This window comes from Rhizobium sp. NPDC090275 (assembly GCF_044772225.1).
In the GTDB taxonomy this organism is placed as follows: Bacteria; Pseudomonadota; Alphaproteobacteria; order Rhizobiales; family Rhizobiaceae; genus Rhizobium.
The window spans coordinates 155,857-180,013 of record NZ_JBIVYL010000002.1; the positions used below are offsets into that span (position 1 = coordinate 155,857).

20 protein-coding genes and 4 tRNA genes are annotated in these 24,157 nt (G+C 60.1%); 15 read left to right on the forward strand and 9 right to left on the reverse strand.

What is annotated here, in order from left to right; all coding sequences use genetic code 11:
* Window positions 1-232: 232 nt before the first annotated feature.
* Window positions 233-3,130, reverse strand: coding sequence for a ribonuclease E/G (locus tag ACIQUB_RS04925; RefSeq protein ID WP_113238921.1), 2,898 nt, complete (start codon window positions 3,128-3,130; stop codon window positions 233-235).
* A gap of 711 nt (window positions 3,131-3,841) precedes the next feature.
* On the opposite strand from ACIQUB_RS04925, the gene ACIQUB_RS04930 reads away from it, so the two are divergent.
* From ACIQUB_RS04930 to prfB, 3 genes are all read left to right on the forward strand, one after another.
* Window positions 3,842-5,023, forward strand: a complete 1,182-nt coding sequence (locus tag ACIQUB_RS04930) for an N-acetylmuramoyl-L-alanine amidase (RefSeq protein WP_113238922.1) — start codon at window positions 3,842-3,844, stop codon at window positions 5,021-5,023.
* A 243-nt stretch (window positions 5,024-5,266) separates the two neighbouring features.
* Window positions 5,267-7,714 (forward strand): penicillin-binding protein 1A, encoded by a 2,448-nt coding sequence (locus tag ACIQUB_RS04935; RefSeq protein ID WP_113238923.1) that lies wholly within the window; start codon window positions 5,267-5,269, stop codon window positions 7,712-7,714.
* 101 nt (window positions 7,715-7,815) lie between these two features.
* Window positions 7,816-8,947, forward strand: a protein-coding gene (prfB, locus tag ACIQUB_RS04940) for a peptide chain release factor 2 (protein ID WP_111561177.1) whose coding sequence is annotated in 2 segments (ribosomal slippage) — window positions 7,816-7,884 and window positions 7,886-8,947 — 1,131 coding nt in all. Because the reading frame shifts where the segments join, the coding sequence is not laid out codon by codon here.
* Window positions 8,948-9,031: 84 nt separating this feature from the next.
* Here the strand turns inward: prfB and ACIQUB_RS04945 are convergent.
* The 7 genes from ACIQUB_RS04945 to rlmB form a co-directional block, all read right to left on the reverse strand.
* A complete protein-coding gene (locus ACIQUB_RS04945) occupies window positions 9,032-9,559 on the reverse strand; it encodes a hypothetical protein (protein WP_113238924.1) in 528 nt (175 codons plus the stop codon).
* Between the two features lie 4 nt (window positions 9,560-9,563).
* The gene (locus ACIQUB_RS04950) at window positions 9,564-10,337 is read right to left on the reverse strand and encodes an NAD kinase (RefSeq protein ID WP_113238925.1); all 774 of its coding nucleotides are present in this window, start codon (window positions 10,335-10,337) and stop codon (window positions 9,564-9,566) included.
* A 222-nt stretch (window positions 10,338-10,559) separates the two neighbouring features.
* Window positions 10,560-10,847, reverse strand: a complete 288-nt coding sequence (locus ACIQUB_RS04955) for a hypothetical protein (RefSeq protein ID WP_018898656.1) — start codon at window positions 10,845-10,847, stop codon at window positions 10,560-10,562.
* A gap of 151 nt (window positions 10,848-10,998) precedes the next feature.
* Window positions 10,999-11,074 (reverse strand) — tRNA-Thr (locus tag ACIQUB_RS04960).
* A gap of 92 nt (window positions 11,075-11,166) precedes the next feature.
* Window positions 11,167-11,304, reverse strand: a complete 138-nt coding sequence (locus ACIQUB_RS04965) for a hypothetical protein (RefSeq protein ID WP_181459189.1) — start codon at window positions 11,302-11,304, stop codon at window positions 11,167-11,169.
* A 68-nt stretch (window positions 11,305-11,372) separates the two neighbouring features.
* Window positions 11,373-11,543, reverse strand: a complete 171-nt coding sequence (locus ACIQUB_RS04970; RefSeq protein ID WP_402928794.1) for a hypothetical protein — start codon at window positions 11,541-11,543, stop codon at window positions 11,373-11,375.
* Between the two features lie 122 nt (window positions 11,544-11,665).
* Window positions 11,666-12,556 carry a 23S rRNA (guanosine(2251)-2'-O)-methyltransferase RlmB gene (gene rlmB, locus ACIQUB_RS04975; RefSeq protein WP_113238926.1) on the reverse strand — a complete coding sequence of 297 codons (891 nt, stop codon included), beginning with the start codon at window positions 12,554-12,556 and terminating at the stop codon, window positions 11,666-11,668.
* 205 nt (window positions 12,557-12,761) lie between these two features.
* Here rlmB and ACIQUB_RS04980 point away from each other — a divergent pair.
* A tRNA-Tyr gene (locus ACIQUB_RS04980) sits at window positions 12,762-12,846 on the forward strand.
* 26 nt (window positions 12,847-12,872) lie between these two features.
* Window positions 12,873-12,946, forward strand: a tRNA-Gly gene (locus tag ACIQUB_RS04985).
* An 80-nt stretch (window positions 12,947-13,026) separates the two neighbouring features.
* On the opposite strand, the gene ACIQUB_RS04990 is transcribed toward ACIQUB_RS04985, so the two are convergent.
* A complete protein-coding gene (locus ACIQUB_RS04990; protein WP_113238927.1) occupies window positions 13,027-13,536 on the reverse strand; it encodes a hypothetical protein in 510 nt (169 codons plus the stop codon).
* Window positions 13,537-13,800: 264 nt separating this feature from the next.
* On the opposite strand from ACIQUB_RS04990, the gene tuf reads away from it, so the two are divergent.
* The 10 genes from tuf (at window position 13,801) to rpoB (ending at window position 24,118) form a co-directional block, all read left to right on the forward strand.
* A complete protein-coding gene (gene tuf / locus ACIQUB_RS04995; protein WP_111561256.1) occupies window positions 13,801-14,976 on the forward strand; it encodes an elongation factor Tu in 1,176 nt (391 codons plus the stop codon).
* A gap of 121 nt (window positions 14,977-15,097) precedes the next feature.
* Window positions 15,098-15,991 carry an NAD(P)-dependent oxidoreductase gene (locus ACIQUB_RS05000; RefSeq protein ID WP_113239199.1) on the forward strand — a complete coding sequence of 298 codons (894 nt, stop codon included), beginning with the start codon at window positions 15,098-15,100 and terminating at the stop codon, window positions 15,989-15,991.
* A 139-nt stretch (window positions 15,992-16,130) separates the two neighbouring features.
* Window positions 16,131-16,206 (forward strand) — tRNA-Trp (locus ACIQUB_RS05005).
* 187 nt (window positions 16,207-16,393) lie between these two features.
* On the forward strand, window positions 16,394-16,594 hold the full coding sequence (secE, locus tag ACIQUB_RS05010) for a preprotein translocase subunit SecE (protein WP_026283763.1): 201 nt from the start codon (window positions 16,394-16,396) through the stop codon (window positions 16,592-16,594).
* Between the two features lie 17 nt (window positions 16,595-16,611).
* The gene (gene nusG / locus ACIQUB_RS05015; RefSeq protein WP_018902692.1) at window positions 16,612-17,142 is read left to right on the forward strand and encodes a transcription termination/antitermination protein NusG; all 531 of its coding nucleotides are present in this window, start codon (window positions 16,612-16,614) and stop codon (window positions 17,140-17,142) included.
* Window positions 17,143-17,313: 171 nt separating this feature from the next.
* On the forward strand, window positions 17,314-17,745 hold the full coding sequence (rplK, locus tag ACIQUB_RS05020; protein ID WP_018902691.1) for a 50S ribosomal protein L11: 432 nt from the start codon (window positions 17,314-17,316) through the stop codon (window positions 17,743-17,745).
* A gap of 4 nt (window positions 17,746-17,749) precedes the next feature.
* A complete protein-coding gene (gene rplA / locus ACIQUB_RS05025) occupies window positions 17,750-18,442 on the forward strand; it encodes a 50S ribosomal protein L1 (protein ID WP_018902690.1) in 693 nt (230 codons plus the stop codon).
* A 326-nt stretch (window positions 18,443-18,768) separates the two neighbouring features.
* Window positions 18,769-19,287 (forward strand): 50S ribosomal protein L10, encoded by a 519-nt coding sequence (gene rplJ, locus ACIQUB_RS05030; RefSeq protein ID WP_018902689.1) that lies wholly within the window; start codon window positions 18,769-18,771, stop codon window positions 19,285-19,287.
* 58 nt (window positions 19,288-19,345) lie between these two features.
* On the forward strand, window positions 19,346-19,723 hold the full coding sequence (gene rplL, locus ACIQUB_RS05035) for a 50S ribosomal protein L7/L12 (protein ID WP_018902688.1): 378 nt from the start codon (window positions 19,346-19,348) through the stop codon (window positions 19,721-19,723).
* Window positions 19,724-19,981: 258 nt separating this feature from the next.
* Window positions 19,982-24,118: a DNA-directed RNA polymerase subunit beta gene (rpoB, locus tag ACIQUB_RS05040; RefSeq protein WP_018902687.1), complete on the forward strand. Its 4,137-nt coding sequence runs from the start codon at window positions 19,982-19,984 to the stop codon at window positions 24,116-24,118.
* Window positions 24,119-24,157: the final 39 nt, after the last annotated feature.

Below are 24,157 nucleotides of genomic sequence, written 5' to 3' on the forward strand. Positions count from 1 at the left end.
TGAGCGATGGTTATTGGCAGGGTAGGAATGAGACGCCGCCGCGTGTGGAAGCGCTCAAGCATCTGGAGGGTGGATGTAGCGCGCCCTGTTTACCGTGGCGGCAAGACTGACTCCGGTCCCCGCCACCGGGCAACCGATGCGTCCAGGATCCCTCGTCACATAACCCCTGAACGAAAAAATCCGGCTGCGTTGCCGCAGCCGGATTTCAATCAGTCACGTCCGAAAATCAGTCTCAGAAAAAACCGCGGCGCTGCCACCAGCCGGCCTTCTTCGGCTTTCCGTCGCCATCAGCCGCTTCCGCGGTGGAAGACTTGACGGTCGGTTCGGAGGAAGCAACGTTTGCGCCGCGATTGGCGCGAACGGGCTTCGCTTCTTCTTCAGCGGGCGCTGCCAGATCAGCGGACGCTTCGGCGACTTCCGGCTCGGCGGCAGGTGCTGCTTCGGCAACCGGTGCTGCTTCAGCGGCAGGCGCCACTTCCGCTTCCACGACAGGCTCTTCGACCGGCGAGGCCTTGCGGCTGCGGCGAGCACGCTTCGGCTTCACGTCTTCCGTTACCGTGGCGCCAGCTTCGACGGCGGCCATGGCCGAGGAGGCCTCGACAGCTTCGGCTGCAGCGGCTTCGACGACAACGTCTACCGGCGCGCCGTCTTCGGTTGCGACTGCGGCTTCGTCCGTGGTCTCGCCTGCTTCCGCGCTTGCGGCAACATCGCCATCAACTTCGGCAACATCGTCGCCCTCAGCGCCTTCGGCACCTTCCTCGCGGTTGCGGCGACCGCCGCGCTTGCCGCGACGGCGGCGCTTGCGGCGCTGTGCGTCATCGCCTTCGGCGCGTTCTTCGGAGCCGGCAGCGGACGTGGTTTCGGCGTCGTCGCCTTCCTCGTCACCACCATCCTCGTCGCCAGCCTGTTCGGCGCCGTTCTCGTCGGAAGCCTGCTGCTCGCCATTGCCGTTACGGCCGCGACGACGACGGCGACGCTTGCGCTTGCGTCCGTCTCCTTCGCCCTCAGCACGGGCAGCAGCGGCCGGACGTTCCGACGCCTGCTTTTCTTCCAGTTCTTCGTCTTCTTCCTCGTCAATCTCGATCACGACGTCATCGTCGTCGTCTTCAGGGATGGCCGCGAAGTTGAAGAGCGTTTCGATCTTGACCGGGTTCTCGACGGCTTCGCCGCGATCGATCGCGAAGTGCTGCGCGCCAACGGCGCCATCGGCATCGATGATGATGGCGACGCCGAAGCGGGCTTCGTAGTCAACGATCGTCTGACGCTTGTGGTTGAGGATATAAAGAGCGATCTCCGGCGTCGTGCGAACCGTGATGTCGTGGGTCGTGTTCTTGAGCAGATATTCCTCGATACCGCGCAGCACGTGCAGGGCAACGGAAGACTGCGAGCGAACGTGACCGGTGCCGCCGCAATGCGAGCAGACCTGCGTCGTCGATTCGAGAACCGATGCGCGAATGCGCTGGCGCGACATTTCGAGCAGGCCGAAGTGCGAGATGCGGCCGACCTGGATGCGGGCGCGATCGTTCTTCAGGCAATCCTTGAGCTTCTTCTCGACAGCGCGGTTGTTGCGCTTTTCTTCCATGTCGATGAAGTCGATGACGACAAGGCCGGCCAGGTCGCGCAGGCGCAGTTGACGAGCGACTTCGTCGGCGGCCTCGAGGTTGGTCTGCAGTGCCGTGTCTTCGATCGAGTGCTCGCGGGTCGAACGACCGGAGTTGACGTCGATCGAAACCAGCGCTTCGGTCTGGTTGATGATCAGGTAGCCACCCGACTTCAGCGTCACCTGCGGCTGCAGCATACGGTCGAGCTGGGCTTCGATGCCGGAGCGCGAGTAGATCGGGTGAATGTCGCGGTAAGGCTGGACCACCTTCGCGTGGCTCGGCATCAGCATCTTCATGAAGTCTTTCGCTTCGCGATAGCCTTCTTCGCCGGAGACGATGATCTCGCCGATATCCTTGTTGTAGAGGTCGCGGATCGAACGCTTGATCAGCGAACCTTCCTCGTAGACGAGGCAGGGCGCGGTCGAAGCGAGCGTCAGCGTACGGACGTTTTCCCAAAGACGCATCAGGTATTCGAAGTCGCGCTTGACCTCGACCTTGGTGCGGTTGGCGCCGGCGGTGCGCAGGATGACGCCCATGCCCTGCGGCACTTCGAGCATCTTGGCGATTTCCTTCAGGCGCTTGCGGTCCTGAGGGCTGGTGATCTTGCGGGAGATGCCGCCGCCACGTGCGGTGTTTGGCATCAGAACCGAATAACGGCCGGCAAGCGATAGGTAGGTGGTGAGGGCGGCGCCCTTGTTGCCACGTTCTTCCTTGGCGACCTGAACGAGCAGGATCTGGCGACGCTTGATGACTTCCTGGATGCGGTACTGCTTGCGCGGCTTGCGCTGCACCCGATCGGGAACTTCTTCCATGGCGTCTTCGGCGCCGACGTTCTCGATCACTTCTTCTTCGTGATCATGATCGTCGTCGTCCTCGTCGTCACCGCGGCGGCGCGCATCGACGTCTTCGGAAATCGTGTCGGTCTCGACCATGGCGGCCATCTCGCCGCCGGTGGAACCTTCGTCGTCGGACGATGCCGCGGCATCGGCTTCAACCGTCGCTTCGTCAGCGGCGGGAACGACCTTCTTACGGCTCCGGCGGGGCTTGGCTGCCTTCTTTGCAGGCGCTTCCTCGACGGCTTCGACAACCTCTGCAGCTTCGACGGTCTCTACGACCTCTACAGCGGCTTCGACTGGCGCATCAGGTTCGTCCTTGGCAACGATGCCGACATCGGGTTGGTCCTGGGTCGCGGGGTCGATCCGTGCCGTGTCAACATGCTCGACGTCGTCGTCGCGGCGATGCTCTTCGGCTTCGGCGCGCAACAGGGCCTGACGGTCGGCAAGCGGGATTTGGTAATAATCGGGATGGATTTCGGCGAAGGCCAGGAAGCCGTGCCGGTTGCCGCCGTAATCGACGAAAGCAGCCTGCAGCGAAGGTTCGACCCTCGTTACCTTTGCGAGGTAGATGTTGCCGCGAATTTGCTTCTTGTGTTCCGACTCGAAGTCAAATTCTTCTATGCGGTTTCCGCGAACGACAACGACGCGCGTCTCTTCCTCGTGAGACGCGTCGATAAGCATTTTGTCTGCCATGTAAGCTGAGCTCCTCGGCGCGGTCGATCGTCGGCAGTCTCCGCAGTCGATAAGACAAGGGGAGTGCGGACCGTCATAGCAGCGCCGGATAGTGAAAGTCGCGATTGGTTCGGTGTGGAAGGCAGCAGCCAGACAGCAGCGGGGAAACTCTTCTCCCGGGGTCTGTAGACTTTAGATAAAACCTGCTGCGACACCATAAAAGACCAAGCGAGATCGACAAAACAAAGACCTTATTAAGGCCCGATGAGTTTGCTCTCTCTTTAAAGAGCGGTTGGTGGCAATCCACCGATGAAGTTTCCGCATACTCCGGAAAAATCAGGATCCATTGTCGAGTGGAAGCATGTAAGACGGCGGACGATTGCCGGTTGTGGCGCCAGGTCCTTTGCGGTTGGCTGCCTTGTCGGCGACTCTATCCCGTCAGTGCTTCTACCCTAAAATTGCTTGTATGTTTTCTCCGTCACAATAGCAAGGGAAAAGCCAAATGTGCCATAATATTGATGGATTTGCAGCATCATAAAAAATAGCGGTGGACGAGGTGATTCCGGCGCGGCGACAGTGACAATTGTTCTCGGTCGCAATCGCGTGTATCGCGGGATCCGGCATTGATGACAATTGGGGCATGACAGTCGGTTGTATAGCGAGACGCGGCGCGCAACGGTGAAATCCGGCTTGCGGACGAAAAACTTCAGGGCTTGGCTGGTTGCCGCGGTGATGGCCGTGACCGTTCCGCTGGTCGGTCATTCGGTGGCCACCGCGGCGGGCGAAGAGCGCTTGCTGGCCTATGGCGCGCGCATCGTCGGCGACGACGCCAGGACCCGCATCGTCATCGATTTCGATCGTCCCCCGAGCTTCTCCATCCACTACATCGCCAATCCGGAACGCGTCGTCGTCGATCTTCCGGCAACCGCTTTCGGTTTTCCCGCCAAGGATCTCGAGGCGAGGGGCCTTTTCAAGGATATCCGCTACGGCACGATGGATGGCGACAGCGCCCGGATCGTGTTGACGGCGACAAAGCCCGTTCGCATCGGCATGGCGAGGGTTCAGGCCGATGAAAACGGCAAGGGCCAGCGGCTCGTTCTCGAAGCCGAGATGACCGACAAGGCGACCTTCGCCGAACTGGTAAAGGCGCAATCCTGGAACGAGCCCGAGGCCGGGCAAACGACCAGCGCCATACCAGCGCCCGAAAAGGCTGGGCCCGGTGACTTCATCGTCGCCGTCGACGCCGGCCACGGCGGCATCGATACCGGCGCGATCGGGGTCGACACGAAGACCCAGGAAAAGGATGTCACGCTGGCATTCGCCAAGACGCTCGCGGACCGGCTGAACCGCGAGCCAGGCATCAAGGCTTTCCTGACCCGCAAGGATGATTCGTTCCTGTCGCTCTCCGAACGGGTGCAGATCGCGCGGCAGAACCACGCATCACTCTTCGTCTCCATGCATGCCGATACGCTGCGCCAGAAGGATATTCGTGGCGCCACCGTCTACACGATCTCCGACAAGGCATCCGACAAGCTCGCCGCCGATCTTGCCGATCGCGAAAACCTGTCCGACCAGATCGCCGGCAAGGCGGCCGCGACCGAGCCGCCCGAAGTGGCCGACATCCTGCTCGACCTGACGCGCCGCGAGACGCAGGCGTTTTCGATCTCGATGGCCGAAAGCGTGCTGGCCTCCTTCAAGGATCAGGTCGGCACGATCAACAACCCGCACCGCCACGCCGGCTTCCGCGTCCTGCAGGCCCCCGATGTTCCCTCCATCCTGCTGGAACTCGGTTTTCTTTCGAACAAGGAAGACGAGAAACTGCTGCTCGACGACACCTGGCGCGCCAAGATGGGCGATCTGTTGACTGAGGCGGTGAAGCATTACCACGCATCCATGGTCGCCAATGGCGGCTGACAGGCGGCCGTTGCTCAGATGTGACACTTGCGTGGGTAAACATGTATGCGTGTGGAATTGCAGGCAAAAGCCCTACTTTCCTCACATTCAGGCCATTACTCACGGCTATGTTTCCGTGTGCAAAACGGAATTGGCTTGTGGCCGCATCCGGCATGGAGTAATTCGCGCAGCGTGCAAAGTGCCGCGGTTCATGCGATTGTTATGCGCGCGCCGATCGACAATTGAGATACCGGTAGCTTAGATATGATCAGACTTCTTGGATATTTCTTCGGAGCGGCTTGCGTCCTGTTCCTGGGCGTAGCGGCGGCCGTTGCCGTTTATTTGGCGACGGTGACGAAGGATCTTCCTGATTACGCGGTGCTGAGCAGCTACGAGCCGCCGGTGACGACGCGCGTACATGCCGGCAACGGCGCGTTGATGGCCGAGTACGCCAAGGAACGCCGCCTGTTTCTGCCGATCCAGGCCGTTCCCGATCGCGTCAAGGCCGCGTTCCTCTCCGCCGAAGACAAGAATTTCTATCAGCATCCCGGTATCGACGTTACCGGCTTCGGCCGCGCCGTGGTCGCTTATCTGACCGGTGGCCCGACGCAGGGTGGTTCCACGATCACGCAGCAGGTCGCCAAGAACTTCCTGCTGTCGAGCGAACAGACCATGGAGCGTAAGGCCAAAGAAGCCATTCTCTCCTTCCGCATCGAGCAGGCCTACAGCAAGGACAAGATCCTCGAGCTCTATCTCAACGAGATCTTCTTCGGCCTGAACTCCTACGGTATCGCCAGCGCAGCACTCACCTATTTCAACAAGTCGGTCAACGAACTGACCATCGCCGATGCCGCCTATCTGGCCTCGCTGCCGAAGGGCCCGGCGAACTATCATCCGTTCCGTCATCCTGAGGCTGCGGTGACCCGCCGCAACTGGGTCATCGACCGCATGGTCGAGAATGGCTACGTCAGCCAGTCGGATGGTGCTGAAGCCAAGAAGCAGCCGCTCGGCGTCACCGGTCGCACCAGCGGTCCGTCGCTCTTCGCATCGGGCTACTTCGCCGAAGCCGTCCGCCGCCAGCTTATCGACCAGTATGGTGAGAAGATGCTCTATGAGGGTGGCCTCTCGGTCCGCACCTCGTTCGATCCGCAATTGCAGGTATTCGCGCGCAAGGCGCTGCAGGACGGCCTGATCAACTATGATGAACGCCGCGGCTTCCACGGCCCGATCAAGCAGATCGACACGGCGTCGGACTGGGGCAAGGCGCTCGCCGATATCCCGGCTCTCTCCGACGTTCCTGAATGGGACCTCGCCGTCGTGCTCGCTGTTGCCAGCGACAGCGTCGACATCGGCCTGCAGCCGCAGAAGGATGGCGCAGGCAAGATCGGCGCCGACCGCCAGCGCGGCACCATTGAAGCCAAGAACATGCAGTGGGCATTCCGTTCGGCCACCGGCGGGAAGACCTCCAAGTCGCCGCAGGGCGTGTTGCAGCCGGGCGACGTCGTCTTTGTCGAGCGTCTCGGCGGCGACAACTCGACGTCCTACCGTCTGCGCCAGCCGCCCAAGGTCGGCGGCGGTCTCGTCGCCATGGACCCGAAGACCGGCCGCGTGCTGGCGATGGTCGGCGGCTTCTCCTATGCGCAGTCGGAATTCAACCGCGCCACGCAGGCGATGCGCCAGCCAGGTTCGTCCTTCAAGCCTTTCGTTTACGCAGCTGCCATGGACAACGGCTATACGCCGGCTTCCGTCGTCAGCGACGATCCGCTCGAAATCCAGGTCGGCAACGGCCAGGTCTGGGCGCCTGATAACTACGAAGGCGAGGGCGGTGGCGCCAACACGCTGCGCTTCGCCATCGAGCACTCGCGTAACCGCATGACGGTGCGTCTCGCCAACGATCTCGGCATGAACGTCGTTGCCGAATATGCCAACCGCTTCGGTATCTACGACAAGATGATGCCTGTACTGGCCATGTCGCTCGGCTCCGGCGAAACCACCGTGCTGCGCATGGTGTCGGCCTATTCGGTCATCGCCAACGGCGGCAAGCAGATCAAGCCGACGCTCATCGACCGTATCCAGGACCGCTACGGCAAGACCATCTTCAAGCATGAGGAGCGTGTCTGCGAGGCCTGCAACGCCAGCGACTGGCAGAACCAGGAAGAGCCGAACGTGGTGGATAACCGCGAAACCGTTCTCGACCCGATGACCTCCTACCAGATCACCTCGATGATGCAGGGCGTTATCCAGCGCGGCACGGCCGCCGGCAAGGTCCAGCTCGGCGAACGCGACGTCGCCGGCAAGACTGGCACGACCAACGATGAAAAGGACGCCTGGTTCGTCGGCTTCACGCCGGATCTGGTCGCCGGTCTTTATATCGGCTTCGATTCGCCATCGACACTGGGCCGCGGCGGCACCGGCAGCTCGCTGTCGGCGCCCGTCTTCAACGAGTTCATGCAGGCGGCCGTCAAGGACACGCCGGTATCGAAGTTCGTCATTCCCGCCGGCATGAACCTGATCCCGATCGACCGCAAGACCGGCATGGCCGCGACGCAGGGCGATCCGAACACCATCATCGAGGCCTTCAAGCCCGGCACCGGCCCGGCCGACAGCTACTCCGTCATCGGCATGGACAACACCATGGCGCCGGAGGAAATCCTGAAGACCTCGCCGCAGGCCAACCAGGCGGTTCAATCCGGCGCCGGCGGTCTCTACTGACATTTTCGGCTGATGGCGTGGCGGTCGCGGCTCTTTACATCCGCGGCCGCCACAACTATTTGACGGACGACTTTTGAAGACAACGCAAAAGAAGCGGGACAATGCGAGCGGAAATCCAGAACGTAGTCGATGAAACCAAGCAGGCTATCACCCTGCTGAGGAGGCATCTTTGACTGGGACCAGGCGATAAGACGACTGGACTGGTTGAACAACAAGGCAGAGGACCCGAACCTCTGGAACGATGCCACCGAAGCACAGAAGCTGATGCGCGAGCGCCAGCAGCTCGATGACGGCATCAGCGGTGTGCGCCGCTTCGAACAGCAGATCAAAGACAATATCGAGCTCATCGAGATGGGCGAGGACGAGGGCGATGAAGCTATCGTCAAGGAAGCCGAAGACGCGCTGAAGGCACTCAAGGCCGAAGCCGCGCGTCAGCAGGTCGAAGCGATGTTGTCTGGCGAAGCCGACAGCAACGACACCTATCTCGAAGTGCACTCCGGCGCCGGCGGCACGGAAAGCCAGGACTGGGCGAACATGCTTTTGCGCATGTATACTCGCTGGGCCGAACGCTCGAAGTTCAAGGTCGAACTGCTTGAAGTCCACGACGGCGAAGAAGCCGGCATCAAGTCCGCGACGCTGCTCGTCAAGGGCCACAACGCCTATGGCTGGCTGAAGACCGAATCGGGCGTTCACCGTCTGGTCCGTATCTCGCCCTATGACAGCAACGCGCGCCGTCACACCTCGTTCTCGTCCATCTGGGTCTACCCCGTCGTCGACGACTCGATCCAGATCGACATCAACGAAAGCGATTGCCGCATCGACACCTACCGCTCGTCCGGTGCCGGCGGTCAGCACGTCAATACGACCGACTCCGCTGTCCGCATCACCCACATGCCCTCGGGCATCGTGGTGCAGTGCCAGCAGGAACGCTCGCAGCACAAGAACCGCGCCAAGGCCTGGGACATGCTGCGCGCACGTCTCTACGAAGCGGAACTGAAGAAGCGCGAAGACGCGGCCAACGCCGAAGCGGCCTCCAAGTCCGATATCGGCTGGGGCCACCAGATCCGCTCCTACGTCCTGCAGCCCTACCAGATGGTCAAGGACCTGCGAACCGGCGTTACCAGCACCGCGCCCGACGACGTGCTGGATGGAGAGCTCGACGAGTTCATGGAAGCAGCGCTCGCCCACCGCATCAGCGGCAAGGCGGATGCCGTGGTCGACGACGTCGACTGATCGATCTCGGTGAGATGACATAGAAAAGGCCCATCCGGGGCCTTTTCTGATTCTGGCGGTGCGTCTTTCGAAGCGTGACGGACTTCAGTGCCCCGACTTCTCGACGCTGATATCGCCGAACTCGTCTATGATGACGGTCCAGCTATTCGCGTCGCCATCCGGATCGGTCTTGAGATAGACCATCGCGAAAAGCCCTGGCTCGTTCAGCCGGCCGGTCGAATTTTCAGGGCGAATATCCGTCACATAGGGATTGAGATCGTTGAGTTCCTGAACCTCGACCGTCGAGACGATCTCAGGGCCTGCATCGGTCTGTGCGATCTGCTGCAGATAGACCTTGGCGGTGCGATCGGCCTGGCGAACCGCAAACAGCTTGTAATAGCCATGGCGGGGTTGGCTTGGTGCGGCGGGCGTTGCCGTCGCTGGCGCGTTCGGGGTGGCGGCAACCGGCGGGCGCGTCACCGCCGGCGCATTGCCGTCGTCCGCCCAGTAACCAGTGCTCGTCGCGAATGTGATGCTCGCGGGCAAGATGGGATCGGTGGCATCCGCCGCCTGCGCGGCAAGCGGAATTGCTGCGATCAGCAAGGCGCACGCTGTCAGTCCAAGACGCTTCATCGCCTCAATCCTCGAATTGCTCGGATAGAATACGGTCGGACCAGGAACGGTCGGGGTCGGAGAGTATGCGGGCCGTCATGTGCTCGGACTGAGCGATGCGCACATGCAGCACCGATTTGACCTCGGAATTATCGGCAACCGCGTTCACCGGGCGCTTTTCCGATTCGAGAATATGAATGTCCACGGTCACCTTGTTCGGCAACAGCGCCCCGCGCCAACGGCGGGGACGGAACGCGCTCACCGGCGTTATCGCCAACAGCGGCGCGTCCAGAGGCAGGATCGGCCCATGCGCCGAGAGATTGTAAGCCGTCGAGCCGGCCGGCGTCGCCACCATCAGCCCGTCGCAGATCAGCTCCTCAAGGCGAACGACGCCATCCACTTCGACCCTGAGCTTGGCGGCCTGGTAGGATTGGCGAAACAGCGAGACCTCGTTGATGGCAAGCGCGGTATCGCTCGTCCCGTCCGCATTCGTGGTCGTCATCCTCAGCGGCCGAAACGTGTTCTCGACGGCGGCATTGATCCGCTCGCGCAGCGCGTCGGTGCGGTACTCGTTCATCAGAAAGCCGACGGAGCCCCGGTTCATCCCATAGACGAGCCTGCCGGAGTTCATCGTGCTGTGCAGCGTCTGCAGCATGAAGCCATCGCCGCCGAGCGCCACGATCACATCGGCATCCTTGGCGGGCACATCCCCGTAAAGGCGAATCAGTTCGTCACGCGCCGCCAGCGCCTCGGCGGTAGGGGAAGCCAGAAAACAGAGGGTCTGAAAGGATACGCTCATGCAATGCCCTTTGATAAAGTCCGCCTAGCTAAATGATAATGGGCTGGCACGACAAGGCATTTTAAGGTCGCAGCTGTTCGCCGGGACTACTCTCTGCATAGGTGAGGAGAAGGCAGAAGGGCGCCAATTTCATGGCGCCCCTGTTTATCAAGCTGCTGGTGATTGGCTTCGAGCGGGCCTTGGTCGACTTGCGTCTTTGGCCCGTCGGCTGGCGACAGCGCCTTACTTGTTCTGAAGCAGCCAGATCTTTCCGCCCATGGTGATGCCATAGGTATCGGTGGTGCCATCGTCGGTGAGATTGCGGCGCTCCAGGAAGCCGTGCTCGCAAAGGTCCACAAGCGTCTTCGCGGTCACCGTCTTGATCTTCTGCGGGCGCTCTTTCCAGCGGTCCGTTTTCGCATAGGTCACGGTTGCGTTCTCGTGCGTCCACTTGCCGGCGGCCTGCGGATAGAGATCGCCGTCACGGGCGAGTTTAAGTCCCGCGATCTGCGCCGGGGTGAGTTCAGCCATTTCAATAACCTCTTGGCATGTTGCACGGATCAGCCGTGAATGCAGGGGAACCCTGGGAAACCAAGGGCAATAGGAACCAAATGTTGCAACGCGAGCATCTCGTCTGCCGAGGCCCGTCGGTGTGGCAACAATCGATTCCTTCGAAGATTTGTGGTGCCCCCGGCAGGGTTCGAACCCGCGACCCCCTGATTACAAATCAGGTGCTCTACCAACTGAGCTACAAGGGCAACGCCCGCCAATTAGCAGATTTTGCTGCTCTGTAAAGGAAAATCGGCCACGATTTGATTTCGCTTAGTGATTTCAACAGGCCGTATGCAGGCTAGTTTGGAGTGGTCTGCCGAACAGTCGATTGCAGGTGGCCGCCATTCTCGCCCATGCCATCGCCGGAAGACGGCATGGCAGCGATGCTGAGAACCGAAACAACCATGAGAGCGATGACAGCGATCATTATTCGCACGCGATTTCTCCTTTTGAACGAGGAAGAAACGCAAATGCGGCAATTGGGTTCCGGAACGGGTGTTGCGGCTATTGTGCCGGCGGCGGCGCTGTCGTGGTGGGATTGGTGCCTGGAGCGGCCGGGGCGAGCGGATCGGGCTGGTGCACGGGTTGGGTCTTGTCGATCCAGCCGATGCTGAGGATGATGGCGACGAGGATGCCGATGAAGAGAATGCCGATGATGAGGGGACGAACTGCCATGTCGGATGCTTCTCCTTGTTGGTCGGAGCATTGCTGGATGATAACCGCTGCTGACGTCAAAACCGAGGCGGTCGAGTATCAGCAGCGGCATCTTTCGGCATGGTGGCTTGCCCGCGAGCCTGTCAGCCCTTCAGATGAATGCGCGCCGCGTAGAGCGCGATCGCCGCAGCGTTGGACACGTTGAGCGACTTGATCTCGCCGGGCATATCGAGCCGCGCCAGCGCATTCACCGTCTCGCGCGTTTTCTGGCGCAATCCCTTGCCTTCGGCGCCAAGCACCAGCGCGACCTTGTCGCCGGAGAAGGTGCCCTCGAGCGGAGCCGGGCCTTCCGAATCAAGGCCGATGGTGACGAAGCCGAGCTTGTGCAGTTCGCCAAGCGCGTCAGCGAGATTGGTGATCTGGATATAAGGGATGAGTTCCAGCGCGCCGGAGGCGGATTTGGCAAGCACGCCCGATTCGGTCGGGCTGTGGCGCTGCGTCGTGATCAGCGCACCGGCATTGAAGGCGACGGCCGAGCGCATGATGGCGCCGACATTGTGCGGATCGGTCACCTGGTCGAGCACGAGGATCAGCGGGCTGTCCTTCAGCGCTTCGAGGCGGCGCACGGGCAGGGGACGCGTTTCCAGCATCACGCCCTGGTGGATGGCATCGGGGCCAAGCACCTTGTCGAGATCCTGCGGCGAAACCATCTCGTACGGTATGCCGAGTTTCTCGACATCGATCTCCAGACGGGCCAGCGCGTTCGGCGTCACCGAAAGCTTTATCTTCTTGCGCTCTTTATTTTCTAGCGCGGCGCGCACCGTGTGCAGGCCATAAAGATGGACCTGGTCTGGCGCCAGCGCCGGCGGCTTCCAGTCATCGCCGCCACGCTTGCGCTTCTGGAAGCCGGGAGTTGGAATTTCGCCGCGTTCGCGCTTGTTGTCGCGATGCGCACGACGCAGATTCGCGTAGTGCGTATCCTTGGCGGATTTTTCGTCGGAGGACGGGCCCCCGGATTTGTTGTCTTTGCTCATGCCGCTTTATAGCGGTGGCATTTCTTTCCGCATAGGATTTCTTTGTCCACAGGGGCTTTCCATCGCCGATGACATTTTTCGCATATTTTCCATCGTCATCGTGTTGACATAGGCAATCCGGCCCGTCATATACGCGGCGCAGACCGAGGGGCGGCAACGCTTCGAAAGTCTAGCAGACTTGGTCTAACGATCCGGACGAAAAACTGGAGAGATGCCCGAGTGGTTAAAGGGGACGGACTGTAAATCCGTTGGCTCAGCCTACGTTGGTTCAAATCCAACTCTCTCCACCATTCGTCCTCGGATCGGACCAAACCCCGCGGGTATAGCTCAATGGTAGAGCAGCAGCCTTCCAAGCTGAATACGCGGGTTCGATTCCCGCTACCCGCTCCATCAAATCGAAGTTGAACGTTACCCACAGCGCGCAAGCGCCTGTTCGCGTTTCCGTATCACCGTGTACGACGAGCCTGATCTCAGCCCCACAGCAACACGAAGGGGGAGGCGAGCCCAATGATGCCGGCCGCCATCCAGCGCGTACGCCCATCCATCGTGAATTCGTCCCGCGACAGCCATTTGCGCACGGCGACATAGCCGATGGCGATGACGGCGCTATAGATGAGTGCGCGCAACAGGATCGACCACCCGCCGCCGAACAAGCCTATGGCGATGCCGAATCCGGTGAGCGCGCCGAGGATGCCGTAGCCGACATCGAACATCAGCGTCGTCGTGGTCGATAGCGGCCTGAGAACTCTCGGAAACGCAATGGCGACGGCCGCCGTCAGCAGCCATATGGCGACGATCGCCTGCAGCGTCGACGAACTGACGATGGAGGCCGCCAGCGCTGGCAGCCGCTCGGGCGTCGAGAGCCGCACGACCTGCGCGATCCAGTCGATCGCGGCCGCCAATATCCACAATATGAATGCGCAGCCGGCAAAGATTAGAAAATTGCCGGCCGATCGTTTCGCGATGTCCTTTGGTTCCATGCCATGCTCTCCCCAAGCGATCACCGGCGTGGCTCCGGCAGGGCAAGTAATATCACAGCATCAATCGGTTGTGGCGGTTTATGGTGAAAACGCGGACGCTTCGTCGCGCTTCTATATTGCCGATCGAATGCTTCGTTCCCATATGCGGCGGCAGTGCGGAATAGCGTCCGCAATTAAGTCTTGCGCAATTCCGCCGAAAGCCTTAAACGGCGGCACTAAACCGGTTCGCCGGGGTCATCCATTTCGTTCACAGGAAGCATTCAAATGGCAAAGAGTAAGTTTGAGCGCAACAAGCCGCACGTTAACATCGGCACGATCGGCCACGTTGACCACGGCAAGACGTCTCTGACGGCAGCGATCACGAAGTACTTCGGCGAGTTCAAGGCGTACGACCAGATCGACGCTGCTCCGGAAGAAAAGGCACGCGGCATCACCATCTCGACGGCACACGTCGAGTACGAGACGGCCAACCGTCACTATGCCCACGTTGATTGCCCCGGCCACGCCGACTACGTCAAGAACATGATCACCGGTGCCGCACAGATGGACGGCGCGATCCTGGTTTGCTCGGCTGCTGACGGCCCGATGCCGCAGACCCGCGAGCACATCCTGCTCGCTCGTCAGGTTGGCGTTCCGGCTCTGGTCGTGTTCCTCAACAAGGTCGACCAGGTCGACGACGCGGAACTGCTCGAACTCGTCGAGATGGAAGTTCGCGAACTTCTGTCGTCCTACGACTTCCCGGGCGACGACGTTCCTGTCGTCAAGGGTTCGGCTCTGGCCGCTCTCAACGATTCGGACAAGAAGATCGGCGAAGACGCCGTTCGCGAACTGATGGCCGCTGTCGACGCCTACATCCCGACGCCTGAGCGTCCGATCGACCAGCCGTTCCTGATGCCGATCGAAGACGTGTTCTCGATCTCGGGCCGTGGTACGGTTGTGACCGGTCGCGTCGAGCGCGGCATCGTCAAGGTTGGTGAAGAAGTCGAAATCGTCGGCATCCGCGCTACCTCGAAGACGACGGTTACCGGCGTTGAAATGTTCCGCAAGCTGCTCGATCAGGGCCAGGCTGGCGACAACATCGGCGCACTGGTTCGCGGTGTTAACCGTGACGGTGTTGAGCGTGGTCAGATCCTGTGCAAGCCGGGCTCTGTCAAGCCGCACAAGAAGTTCATGGCTGAAGCCTACATCCTGACGAAGGAAGAAGGCGGCCGTCATACGCCGTTCTTCACCAACTACCGTCCGCAGTTCTACTTCCGCACGACGGACGTGACCGGCATCGTCTCCCTGCCGGAGGGCACGGAAATGGTTATGCCTGGCGACAACGTCACGGTTGCTGTTGAGCTGATCGTTCCGATCGCGATGGAAGAAAAGCTGCGCTTCGCTATCCGCGAAGGCGGCCGTACCGTCGGCGCTGGCATCGTTGCCTCGATCATCGAGTAATCCTTAGGATTGCTTTGAATTAGGAAAGGCCTCGCTGGAAACAGCGGGGCCTTTTCTTTTGCCGCCTTGCGCTCACCATCAAAGACTTTATCTATCCCAACTCCACGGAGGAGGATCTTGGATGAAGAAGCGCATTCTGTTTACGGGTGGCTCCGGCAAGGCGGGGCGTCATGCGGTGCCGTGGCTGGTCAATGCCGGCTATGAGGTTCACAACATCGATCTCGTGCCGCTCGGCAGTCCCGGTGTCACCAATCTGATCGTCGACATCACCGATAGCGGTCAGGTCTATAATGCGCTCTCGATGCATCGTGACTTTCCCGATCTGGAAGCGGGCAGGGGTGTCCTTCCCTATGATGCCGTGATCCACTTCGCCGCCATCCCGCGCATCCTGATCAAGCCTGACAACGAAACCTTCCGTATCAACACGATGGGCACCTATAATGTCATCGAGGCGGCGGTGAAGCTCGGTGTGCGCAAGATCATTGTTGCCTCCAGCGAAACCACCTATGGCGTCTGCTTTGCCGAAGGGCATCGCGATTTCCATCAGTTCCCGCTGGATGAGGACTACGACGTCAATCCGATGGACTCCTACGGTCTGTCGAAGGTGCTGAACGAGAAGACGGCGCGGGCATTTGCCGAGCGCTCCGGGGCAGACATTTATGCGCTGCGAATCGGCAACGTCATCGAACCGCACGAATACGCGAATTTCCCGACCTATTTCGCCAATCCCGAGATGCGCAAGCGCATCGCCTGGAGCTATATCGACGCGCGCGATCTCGGCCAAATCTGCCATCTCTGCATCGAAAAGGATGGCCTCGGCTTCCAGGTGTTCAACGCCGCCAACGATACCGTCTCGGCCAATACGCCGACGCGCGAGCTTGCCGCGCGCTACTATCCGAACGTCCGGTTCACCCGCGAGATCGGCGAATTCGAAGGCTTGCTGTCGAACCGCAAGATCAGGGAAGTGCTGGGCTTTCGGGAAGAGCACGACTGGCGCCGATACGTGAAGCTGTGAACGCGTTTCGGTACGCACGCGAGGAATGGGAAAAAGTGAAAAACGCACTTGCCAATCTGCTCTCGGCGTCTTAAAGGGTGCGCCATGCTTCTCGACAATGCGTCGCGGCTTTCGCCAAAAGGCTGATCGGGAAGCGTAAAGGGGTATAGCTCAGTTGGTAGAGCGGCGGTCTCCAAAACCGCAGGCCGTGGGTTCGAGCCCCTCTGCCCCTGCCATTTCCTTGAACGAACAGCGCGGACAACCTGCAGCATTTCGCAAGAGGCTCGTACATGGCTAATTTCATTAAACTTTGGTTCCCCTCTTGTCTAATGGGGAATCGGTGTTTATGTAGGGGTTCAACAGACACGCGGTGCGTGGGGCTGATCTGATCAGCTTTACGCGCCGTAATTGCGTGGGCAGTCGATGGCATCCAAATCAAATCCGCTTACGTTTCTGCAGCAGGTTCGCACGGAAACGTTGAAAGTTACTTGGCCGTCGCGCCGTGAAACGATGATCTCGACGATCATGGTACTTGTGATGGTTGTCTTTGCCGCGCTGTTCTTTTTTGCCGCGGACCAGTTGATCGGCTGGTTGCTGGGCTTCGTGCTCAATATCGGCAACTGATCGGGCGGAGATATAAGATGGCGGCACGTTGGTATATCGTCCACGCGTATTCGAATTTTGAAAAGAAGGTCGCGGAAGACATCGAGAACAAGGCTCGTCAGAAGGGTCTTGAGCATCTCTTCGAGAAGATTCTCGTCCCGACTGAAAAGGTGGTTGAAGTGCGCCGCGGCCGTAAGGTCGATAGCGAGCGCAAGTTCTTCCCCGGTTATGTGATGGTTCGCGCCAACCTGACCGACGAAGCCTATCACCTGATCAAGAACACGCCGAAGGTGACCGGCTTCCTGGGCTCCGACAATCGGCCCGTTCCGATCCCTGACTCCGAAGCCGATCGTATTCTCGGTCAGGTTCAGGAAGGTGTCGAGCGTCCGAAGTCTTCGGTCAGCTTCGAGATCGGCGAGCAGGTCCGCGTTTCCGACGGTCCGTTCGCATCGTTCAACGGCACGGTTCAGGATGTGGACGAAGAGCGTTCGCGCCTGAAGGTGGAAGTGTCGATCTTCGGCCGCGCGACGCCGGTCGAACTGGAATACGCTCAGGTCGAGAAGGTCTGAGCTCGGATGTAAGCCGGCAACGGCTTATGTCCTCGCGGCGAAAGCCGCAAAGCGCGTGGAAGGTGAGGGCACCTTAGCCGGGTCCTAAAATCCGAACCACGCAACCGCAGCCGCCGGAGCGATCCGGCATTATTGGTCGGGCAACCGGCCGTCAGTGAAAGGCAGAGAGTTATGGCTAAGAAAGTTGCAGGCCAGCTCAAGCTTCAGGTCAAGGCAGGATCGGCTAACCCGTCCCCGCCAATCGGCCCGGCGCTTGGTCAGCGTGGCATTAACATCATGGAATTCTGCAAGGCGTTCAACGCCGCCACGCAGGAAATGGAAAAGGGTATGCCGATCCCGGTCGTCATCACCTACTACCAGGACAAGTCCTTCACCTTCGTCATGAAGCAGCCTCCGGTCAGCTACTGGCTGAAGAAGGAAGCGAAGATCACGTCCGGTTCCAAGACGCCTGGCAAGGGCGCCACCGCAGGCAAGCTCACCAAGGCTCAGATCAAGACGATCGCCGAAGCCAAGATGAAGGACCTGAACGCAGCTGATATCGAAGGTGCAATGGCGATGATTGAGGGCTCTGCCCGCGCCATGGGCCTGGAAGTGGTAGGATAAGACCATGGCAGGCAAGCGCACCAAGAAGATCAACGAAGGTGTTGATCCCACGAAGCTCTACGCTCTCGACCTCGCGATCAGCATGGTCAAGGAACGGGCTGTCGCCAAGTTCGACGAAACCGTCGAAGTATCGATGAACCTCGGTGTTGACCCGCGCCACGCTGACCAGATGGTCCGCGGCGTTGTCAACCTGCCGAACGGCACGGGCCGTGACGTTCGCGTCGCCGTCTTCGCACGTGGCGCCAAGGCTGACGAAGCCAAGGCTGCTGGTGCTGACGTTGTCGGCGCTGAAGATCTCGTCGAGATCGTTCAGGGCGGCAAGATCGACTTCGATCGCTGCATCGCGACCCCTGACATGATGCCGCTCGTCGGCCGCCTCGGTAAGGTTCTCGGCCCGCGTGGCATGATGCCGAACCCGAAGGTTGGCACCGTCACCATGGACGTCGCTGGCGCCGTCAAGGCTTCCAAGGGCGGCGCCGTCGAGTTCCGCGTCGAAAAGGCTGGTATCGTCCACGCCGGCATCGGCAAGGCTTCGTTCGACGCCAAGGCTCTTGAAGAAAACATCAAGGCTTTCGCTGACGCCGTCATCAAGGCAAAGCCGGCTGGCGCAAAGGGTAACTACGTCAAGCGCGTAGCGATCTCTTCGACCATGGGCCCGGGCGTCAAGATCGAAGTCGCTTCGGTCACGGCCGCTTAATAAAGTTTCGCTGGGCGTCAGTCCGGCTCATCAGATTCCGGCCTCGCAAGGGGCCGGGATATTCCGGAGAAATCCGGAATCCTGTCCGAGATTGCAGGTGGTTTTCCCTTAATCACTTGGCCTGCATGAGACGGGTAAGGCCCGAATTTTTGAAGCTTCGCTTCATCGATTTGGTTCGAACCTTGGATGCCTTGTGCCTCTTAGCCTTTCTGGCGCGGAGCGCGAGGGGACAGGATCCTCAAGCGTCTCTTGGGATCATTCGTGATCTCAGGAGGCAAAGGCAACCCGATGGGGCCGGTCACGGTCTCATCTACTGGAGATAGGCAGTGGAAAGAGCGGAAAAACGCGAATTCGTCACGGAACTGAACGAAGTCTTCAAGGCTTCGGGCTCGGTTGTCGTGGCCCACTATGCTGGTGCTACAGTCGCGCAGATGAACGACTTCCGTTCCAAGATGCGCGCAGCTGGCGGTACCGTCAAAGTCGCGAAGAACCGCCTGGCCAAAATCGCCCTTCAGGGTACGGAAGCGGAAGGGATCTCTGGTCTCTTCAACGGTCAGACGCTCATTGCATACAGCAATGACCCGATCACCGCTCCGAAAGTCGTCGTGGATTTCGCCAAGACCAACGATAAGATCGTTGTTTTGGGCGGCGCCATGGGGACAACGACGCTCAACGCAGAAGCAGTCAAGTCGCTCGCGACCCTGCCTTCGTTGGACGAACTGCGCGCGAAGCTGCTGGGCATGATCCAGACTCCGGCTACCCGCATCGCAGGCGTTGTTCAGGCACCGGCAAGCCAGCTTGCTCGCGTGTTCTCGGCTTACGCCAAGAAGGACGAAGCCGCATAAGGCGGTTTTTTGCTGTTTATAAACAACCGGTTCGAACCGAACATAAGGAATTGATACAATGGCTGATCTCGCAAAGATCGTAGACGACCTCTCCTCGCTGACCGTTCTGGAAGCTGCAGAACTGTCCAAGCTTCTCGAAGAAAAGTGGGGCGTTTCCGCTGCTGCTCCGGTAGCAGTTGCTGCTGCTGGCGGTGGCGCTGCTCCGGCTGCTGCTGAAGAAGAAAAGACCGAGTTCGACGTTATCCTGGCTGACGCCGGCGCTAACAAGATCAACGTCATCAAGGAAGTTCGCGCTATCACGGGCCTCGGCCTGAAGGAAGCTAAGGACCTCGTTGAAGCCGCTCCGAAGGCTGTCAAGGAAGCTGTTTCCAAGGCTGAAGCTGCCGACATCAAGAAGAAGCTTGAAGACGCCGGCGCTAAGGTCGACGTTAAGTAATCTTGAACTGCATCTGGGAGGCTGGATTTCCGGCCTCCCATTTGCCGTTTCCCGGAACGAATTACCCAAAAGCCGCGTGAAAACGGCTTTTGGGTAATGGGTTCTTCAAGAGGATGGTCTCGAACCGAGACGCGCAGGCAATCCGGCCTCGTGATTTCGGGAAGTGAGACGAGTTTGAAGCGCACATTGCTTGACGGGGTCGACTGGCCATCGGTTCCCGTCCGTTGCAGGCCCGGATGCAATTTTGAAGGAGCGACGATGGCTCAGACCCTTTCGTTCAATGGTCGTAGGCGCGTACGCAAGTTTTTCGGTAAGATCCCAGAAGTCACGGAAATGCCGAACCTCATCGAGGTTCAGAAGGCGTCCTATGACCAATTTTTGATGGTTGAAGAGCCCAAGGGCGGTCGCCCTGACGAGGGCCTTCAGTCGGTTTTCAAGTCCGTATTCCCGATCACGGATTTCTCCGGCGCTTCCATGCTGGAATTCGTGTCCTACGAGTTCGAACCGCCGAAGTTTGACGTCGATGAATGCCGCCAGCGCGACCTGACCTACGCCGCGCCGCTGAAGGTTACTCTCCGTCTGATCGTGTTCGATATCGATGAAGATACGGGCGCGAAGTCGATCAAGGACATCAAGGAACAGTCGGTTTACATGGGCGACATGCCGCTCATGACCAACAACGGTACGTTCATCGTCAACGGTACCGAGCGCGTTATCGTGTCTCAGATGCACCGTTCACCAGGCGTGTTCTTCGACCACGACAAGGGCAAGAGCCACTCGTCCGGCAAGCTGCTGTTCGCCGCTCGCGTCATCCCGTATCGCGGTTCCTGGCTCGACATCGAATTCGACGCCAAGGACATCGTCTACGCCCGTATCGACCGTCGCCGCAAGCTGCCGGTAACGTCGCTGCTGATGGCGCTCGGCATGGACGGCGAAGAAATCCTGTCGACCTTCTACACCAAGTCCGACTATGTTCGTGACGGCAAGGGCTGGCGCATTCCGTTTACGCCTGAGACCCTCAAGGGTGCGAAGACGATCAGCGACATGATCGACGCCGACACCGGCGAAGTCGTCGTCGAAGGCGGCAAGAAGCTGACCCCCCGTCTGCTTCGTCAGCTGTCTGAAAAGGGCCTCAAGGCTCTGCAGGCGACCGACGAAGACCTGTACGGCAACTTCCTCGCCGAAGACATCGTCAACTACTCGACGGGTGAAATCTACCTCGAGGCAGGCGACGAAATCGACGAGAAGTCGCTCGCCGTCATCTTGTCGCACGGTTTCGAAGAGATCCCGGTTCTCGGCATCGACCACATCAATGTCGGCGCCTATATTCGCAACACGCTGAACGCCGACAAGAACGAGAACCGTCAGGACGCTCTGTTCGACATCTACCGCGTCATGCGTCCGGGTGAACCGCCGACCATGGAATCGGCCGAAGCGATGTTCAACTCGCTGTTCTTCGACGCCGAGCGCTACGACCTGTCGGCCGTTGGTCGCGTCAAGATGAACATGCGTCTCGACCTCGAAGTCGAAGACACCGTTCGTGTCCTGCGCAAGGACGACATCCTGGCCGTGGTCAAGATGCTCGTCGAACTGCGCGACGGCAAGGGCGAGATCGACGACATCGACAACCTCGGCAACCGTCGCGTTCGCTCCGTCGGCGAACTGATGGAGAACCAGTACCGTCTCGGCCTGCTCCGCATGGAGCGCGCGATCAAGGAACGTATGTCCTCGATCGAAATCGACACGGTCATGCCGCAGGACCTGATCAACGCCAAGCCGGCAGCAGCTGCCGTGCGCGAATTCTTCGGCTCCTCGCAGCTGTCGCAGTTCATGGACCAGGTGAACCCGCTTTCGGAAATCACCCACAAGCGCCGTCTCTCGGCTCTTGGTCCGGGTGGTCTGACCCGCGAGCGCGCAGGCTTCGAAGTCCGCGACGTTCACCCGACGCACTATGGCCGTATTTGCCCGATCGAAACGCCGGAAGGCCCGAACATCGGTCTGATCAACTCGCTGGCCACCTTCGCACGCGTCAACAAGTACGGCTTCATTGAATCGCCGTACCGCCGTATCGTTGACGGCAAGGTCACGAACGACGTTCTTTACCTCTCCGCAATGGAAGAGGCGAAGTACTACGTCGCTCAGGCCAACGCTGAGCTCGGTTCCGACGGCTCGTTCGTCGACGAATTCGTCGTTTGCCGTCATGCCGGCGAAGTTATGCTCGCACCGCGCGACAGCATGAACCTGATGGACGTTTCGCCGAAGCAGGTCGTTTCGGTCGCAGCCGCTCTCATCCCGTTCCTGGAAAACGACGACGCCAACCGCGCTCTCATGGGCTCGAACATGCAGCGCCAGGCCGTGCCTCTGCTGCGCGCTGAAGCTCCGTTCGTCGGCACCGGCATGGAACCGATCGTTGCCCGCGACTCCGGCGCCGCCATCGGTGCTCGCCGCGGCGGTGTGGTCGACCAGGTCGACGCGACGCGTATCGTTATCCGCGCGACGGAAGACCTCGACGCCGGCAAGTCCGGTGTTGATATCTACCGTCTGCAGAAGTTCCAGCGTTCGAACCAGAACACCTGCGTCAACCAGCGTCCGCTGGTCACCGTCGGTGACGTCATCAACCGCGGCGACATTCTGGCCGACGGCCCGTCGACGGACCTGGGCGACCTGGCACTCGGCCGCAACGCGCTCGTCGCGTTCATGCCGTGGAACGGTTACAACTACGAAGACTCGATCCTGATGTCGGAACGCATCGTCGCTGACGACGTGTTCACCTCCATCCACATCGAAGAATTCGAAGTGATGGCCCGCGACACCAAGCTTGGTCCGGAAGAAATCACGCGCGACATTCCGAACGTTTCGGAAGAAGCGCTGAAGAACCTCGACGAAGCCGGTATCGTCTACATCGGTGCTGAAGTTCAGCCGGGCGACATCCTCGTCGGCAAGATCACGCCGAAGGGCGAAAGCCCGATGACGCCGGAAGAAAAGCTTCTGCGCGCCATCTTCGGTGAAAAGGCGTCCGACGTTCGCGACACCTCCATGCGCATGCCTCCGGGCACCTACGGCACGATCGTCGAAGTTCGCGTTTTCAACCGCCACGGCGTTGAAAAGGACGAGCGCGCGATGGCTATCGAACGCGAAGAGATCGAGCGTCTTGCAAAGGACCGCGACGACGAGCAGGCGATCCTCGACCGTAACGTCTACGGCCGTCTGATCGACATGCTGCGTGGCCAGGTTGCCATCGCAGGCCCGAAGGGCTTCAAGAAGGGCACCGAGCTGGCCAACGCCGTCGTCTCCGAATATCCCCGCTCGCAGTGGTGGATGTTCGCCGTCGAGGACGAGAAGGTTCAGTCCGAGCTCGAAGCTCTGCGTGGCCAGTACGACGAATCCAAGTCGCGCCTTGAACAGCGCTTCATGGACAAGGTCGAGAAGGTCCAGCGCGGCGATGAAATGCCTCCTGGCGTCATGAAGATGGTCAAGGTCTTTGTTGCTGTGAAGCGCAAGATCCAGCCGGGCGACAAGATGGCCGGCCGTCACGGTAACAAGGGCGTTGTCTCGCGTATCGTGCCTGTCGAAGACATGCCGTTCCTCGAAGACGGCACGCATGTCGACATCTGCTTGAACCCGCTGGGCGTGCCTTCGCGCATGAACGTCGGCCAGATCCTCGAAACCCACCTTGCCTGGGCTTGCGCCGGCATGGGTAAGAAGATCGGCGAGCTGCTCGACGAATACCGCAAGACGATGGACATCACCGACCTGAAGACGGAGCTGACGGATGTCTACGCTTCGCAGGCCAAGGATGAAGTCGCCCACTTCGACGACGACGCGCTGGTCAAGCTGGCCGAGCAGTCCCGCCGCGGTGTCTCCATCGCAACGCCGGTATTCGACGGTGCGCATGAGCCTGACGTTGCCTCGATGCTGAAGAAGGCAGGTCTGCACGAAAGTGGTCAGTCGGTTCTGTACGACGGCCGCACGGGCGAGCCCTTCGACCGCAAGGTCACCGTCGGCTACATGTACATGATCAAGCTCAACCACTTGGTTGACGACAAGATCCACGCTCGTTCGATCGGTCCTTACTCGCTCGTTACCCAGCAGCCGCTGGGTGGTAAGGCGCAGTTCGGCGGTCAGCGCTTCGGGGAAATGGAAGTCTGGGCTCTGGAAGCATACGGTGCGGCTTACACGCTGCAGGAAATGCTCACGGTCAAGTCCGACGACGTCGCCGGCCGTACCAAGGTCTACGAAGCCATCGTCCGTGGCGACGATACGTTCGAAGCGGGTATTCCCGAAAGCTTCAACGTTCTCGTCAAGGAAATGCGCTCTCTGGGGCTTTCCGTCGAGCTCGAGAACTCGAAGGTTGACGAGCAGCAGACCGGCCAGTTGCCGGACGCCGCCGAGTAACCACCTGATAGGGTGCGCGCTGTCCTGCAGCGCGCACCG

Bases quoted from the DNA above. Each gene is read 5' to 3' on its own strand.
- ACIQUB_RS04925 (WP_113238921.1), bottom strand. From the start codon at position 3,130: ATGGCAGACAAAATGCTTATCGACGCGTCTCACGAGGAAGAGACGCGC.
- ACIQUB_RS04930 (WP_113238922.1), top strand. From the start codon at position 3,842: ATGGCCGTGACCGTTCCGCTGGTCGGTCATTCGGTGGCCACCGCGGCG.
- ACIQUB_RS04935 (WP_113238923.1), top strand. From the start codon at position 5,267: ATGATCAGACTTCTTGGATATTTCTTCGGAGCGGCTTGCGTCCTGTTC.
- ACIQUB_RS04945 (WP_113238924.1), bottom strand. From the start codon at position 9,559: ATGAAGCGTCTTGGACTGACAGCGTGCGCCTTGCTGATCGCAGCAATT.
- ACIQUB_RS04950 (WP_113238925.1), bottom strand. From the start codon at position 10,337: ATGAGCGTATCCTTTCAGACCCTCTGTTTTCTGGCTTCCCCTACCGCC.
- ACIQUB_RS04955 (WP_018898656.1), bottom strand. From the start codon at position 10,847: ATGGCTGAACTCACCCCGGCGCAGATCGCGGGACTTAAACTCGCCCGT.
- ACIQUB_RS04970 (WP_402928794.1), bottom strand. From the start codon at position 11,543: ATGGCAGTTCGTCCCCTCATCATCGGCATTCTCTTCATCGGCATCCTC.
- rlmB (WP_113238926.1), bottom strand. From the start codon at position 12,556: ATGAGCAAAGACAACAAATCCGGGGGCCCGTCCTCCGACGAAAAATCC.
- ACIQUB_RS04990 (WP_113238927.1), bottom strand. From the start codon at position 13,536: ATGGAACCAAAGGACATCGCGAAACGATCGGCCGGCAATTTTCTAATC.
- tuf (WP_111561256.1), top strand. From the start codon at position 13,801: ATGGCAAAGAGTAAGTTTGAGCGCAACAAGCCGCACGTTAACATCGGC.
- ACIQUB_RS05000 (WP_113239199.1), top strand. From the start codon at position 15,098: ATGAAGAAGCGCATTCTGTTTACGGGTGGCTCCGGCAAGGCGGGGCGT.
- secE (WP_026283763.1), top strand. From the start codon at position 16,394: ATGGCATCCAAATCAAATCCGCTTACGTTTCTGCAGCAGGTTCGCACG.
- nusG (WP_018902692.1), top strand. From the start codon at position 16,612: ATGGCGGCACGTTGGTATATCGTCCACGCGTATTCGAATTTTGAAAAG.
- rplK (WP_018902691.1), top strand. From the start codon at position 17,314: ATGGCTAAGAAAGTTGCAGGCCAGCTCAAGCTTCAGGTCAAGGCAGGA.
- rplA (WP_018902690.1), top strand. From the start codon at position 17,750: ATGGCAGGCAAGCGCACCAAGAAGATCAACGAAGGTGTTGATCCCACG.
- rplL (WP_018902688.1), top strand. From the start codon at position 19,346: ATGGCTGATCTCGCAAAGATCGTAGACGACCTCTCCTCGCTGACCGTT.
- rpoB (WP_018902687.1), top strand. From the start codon at position 19,982: ATGGCTCAGACCCTTTCGTTCAATGGTCGTAGGCGCGTACGCAAGTTT.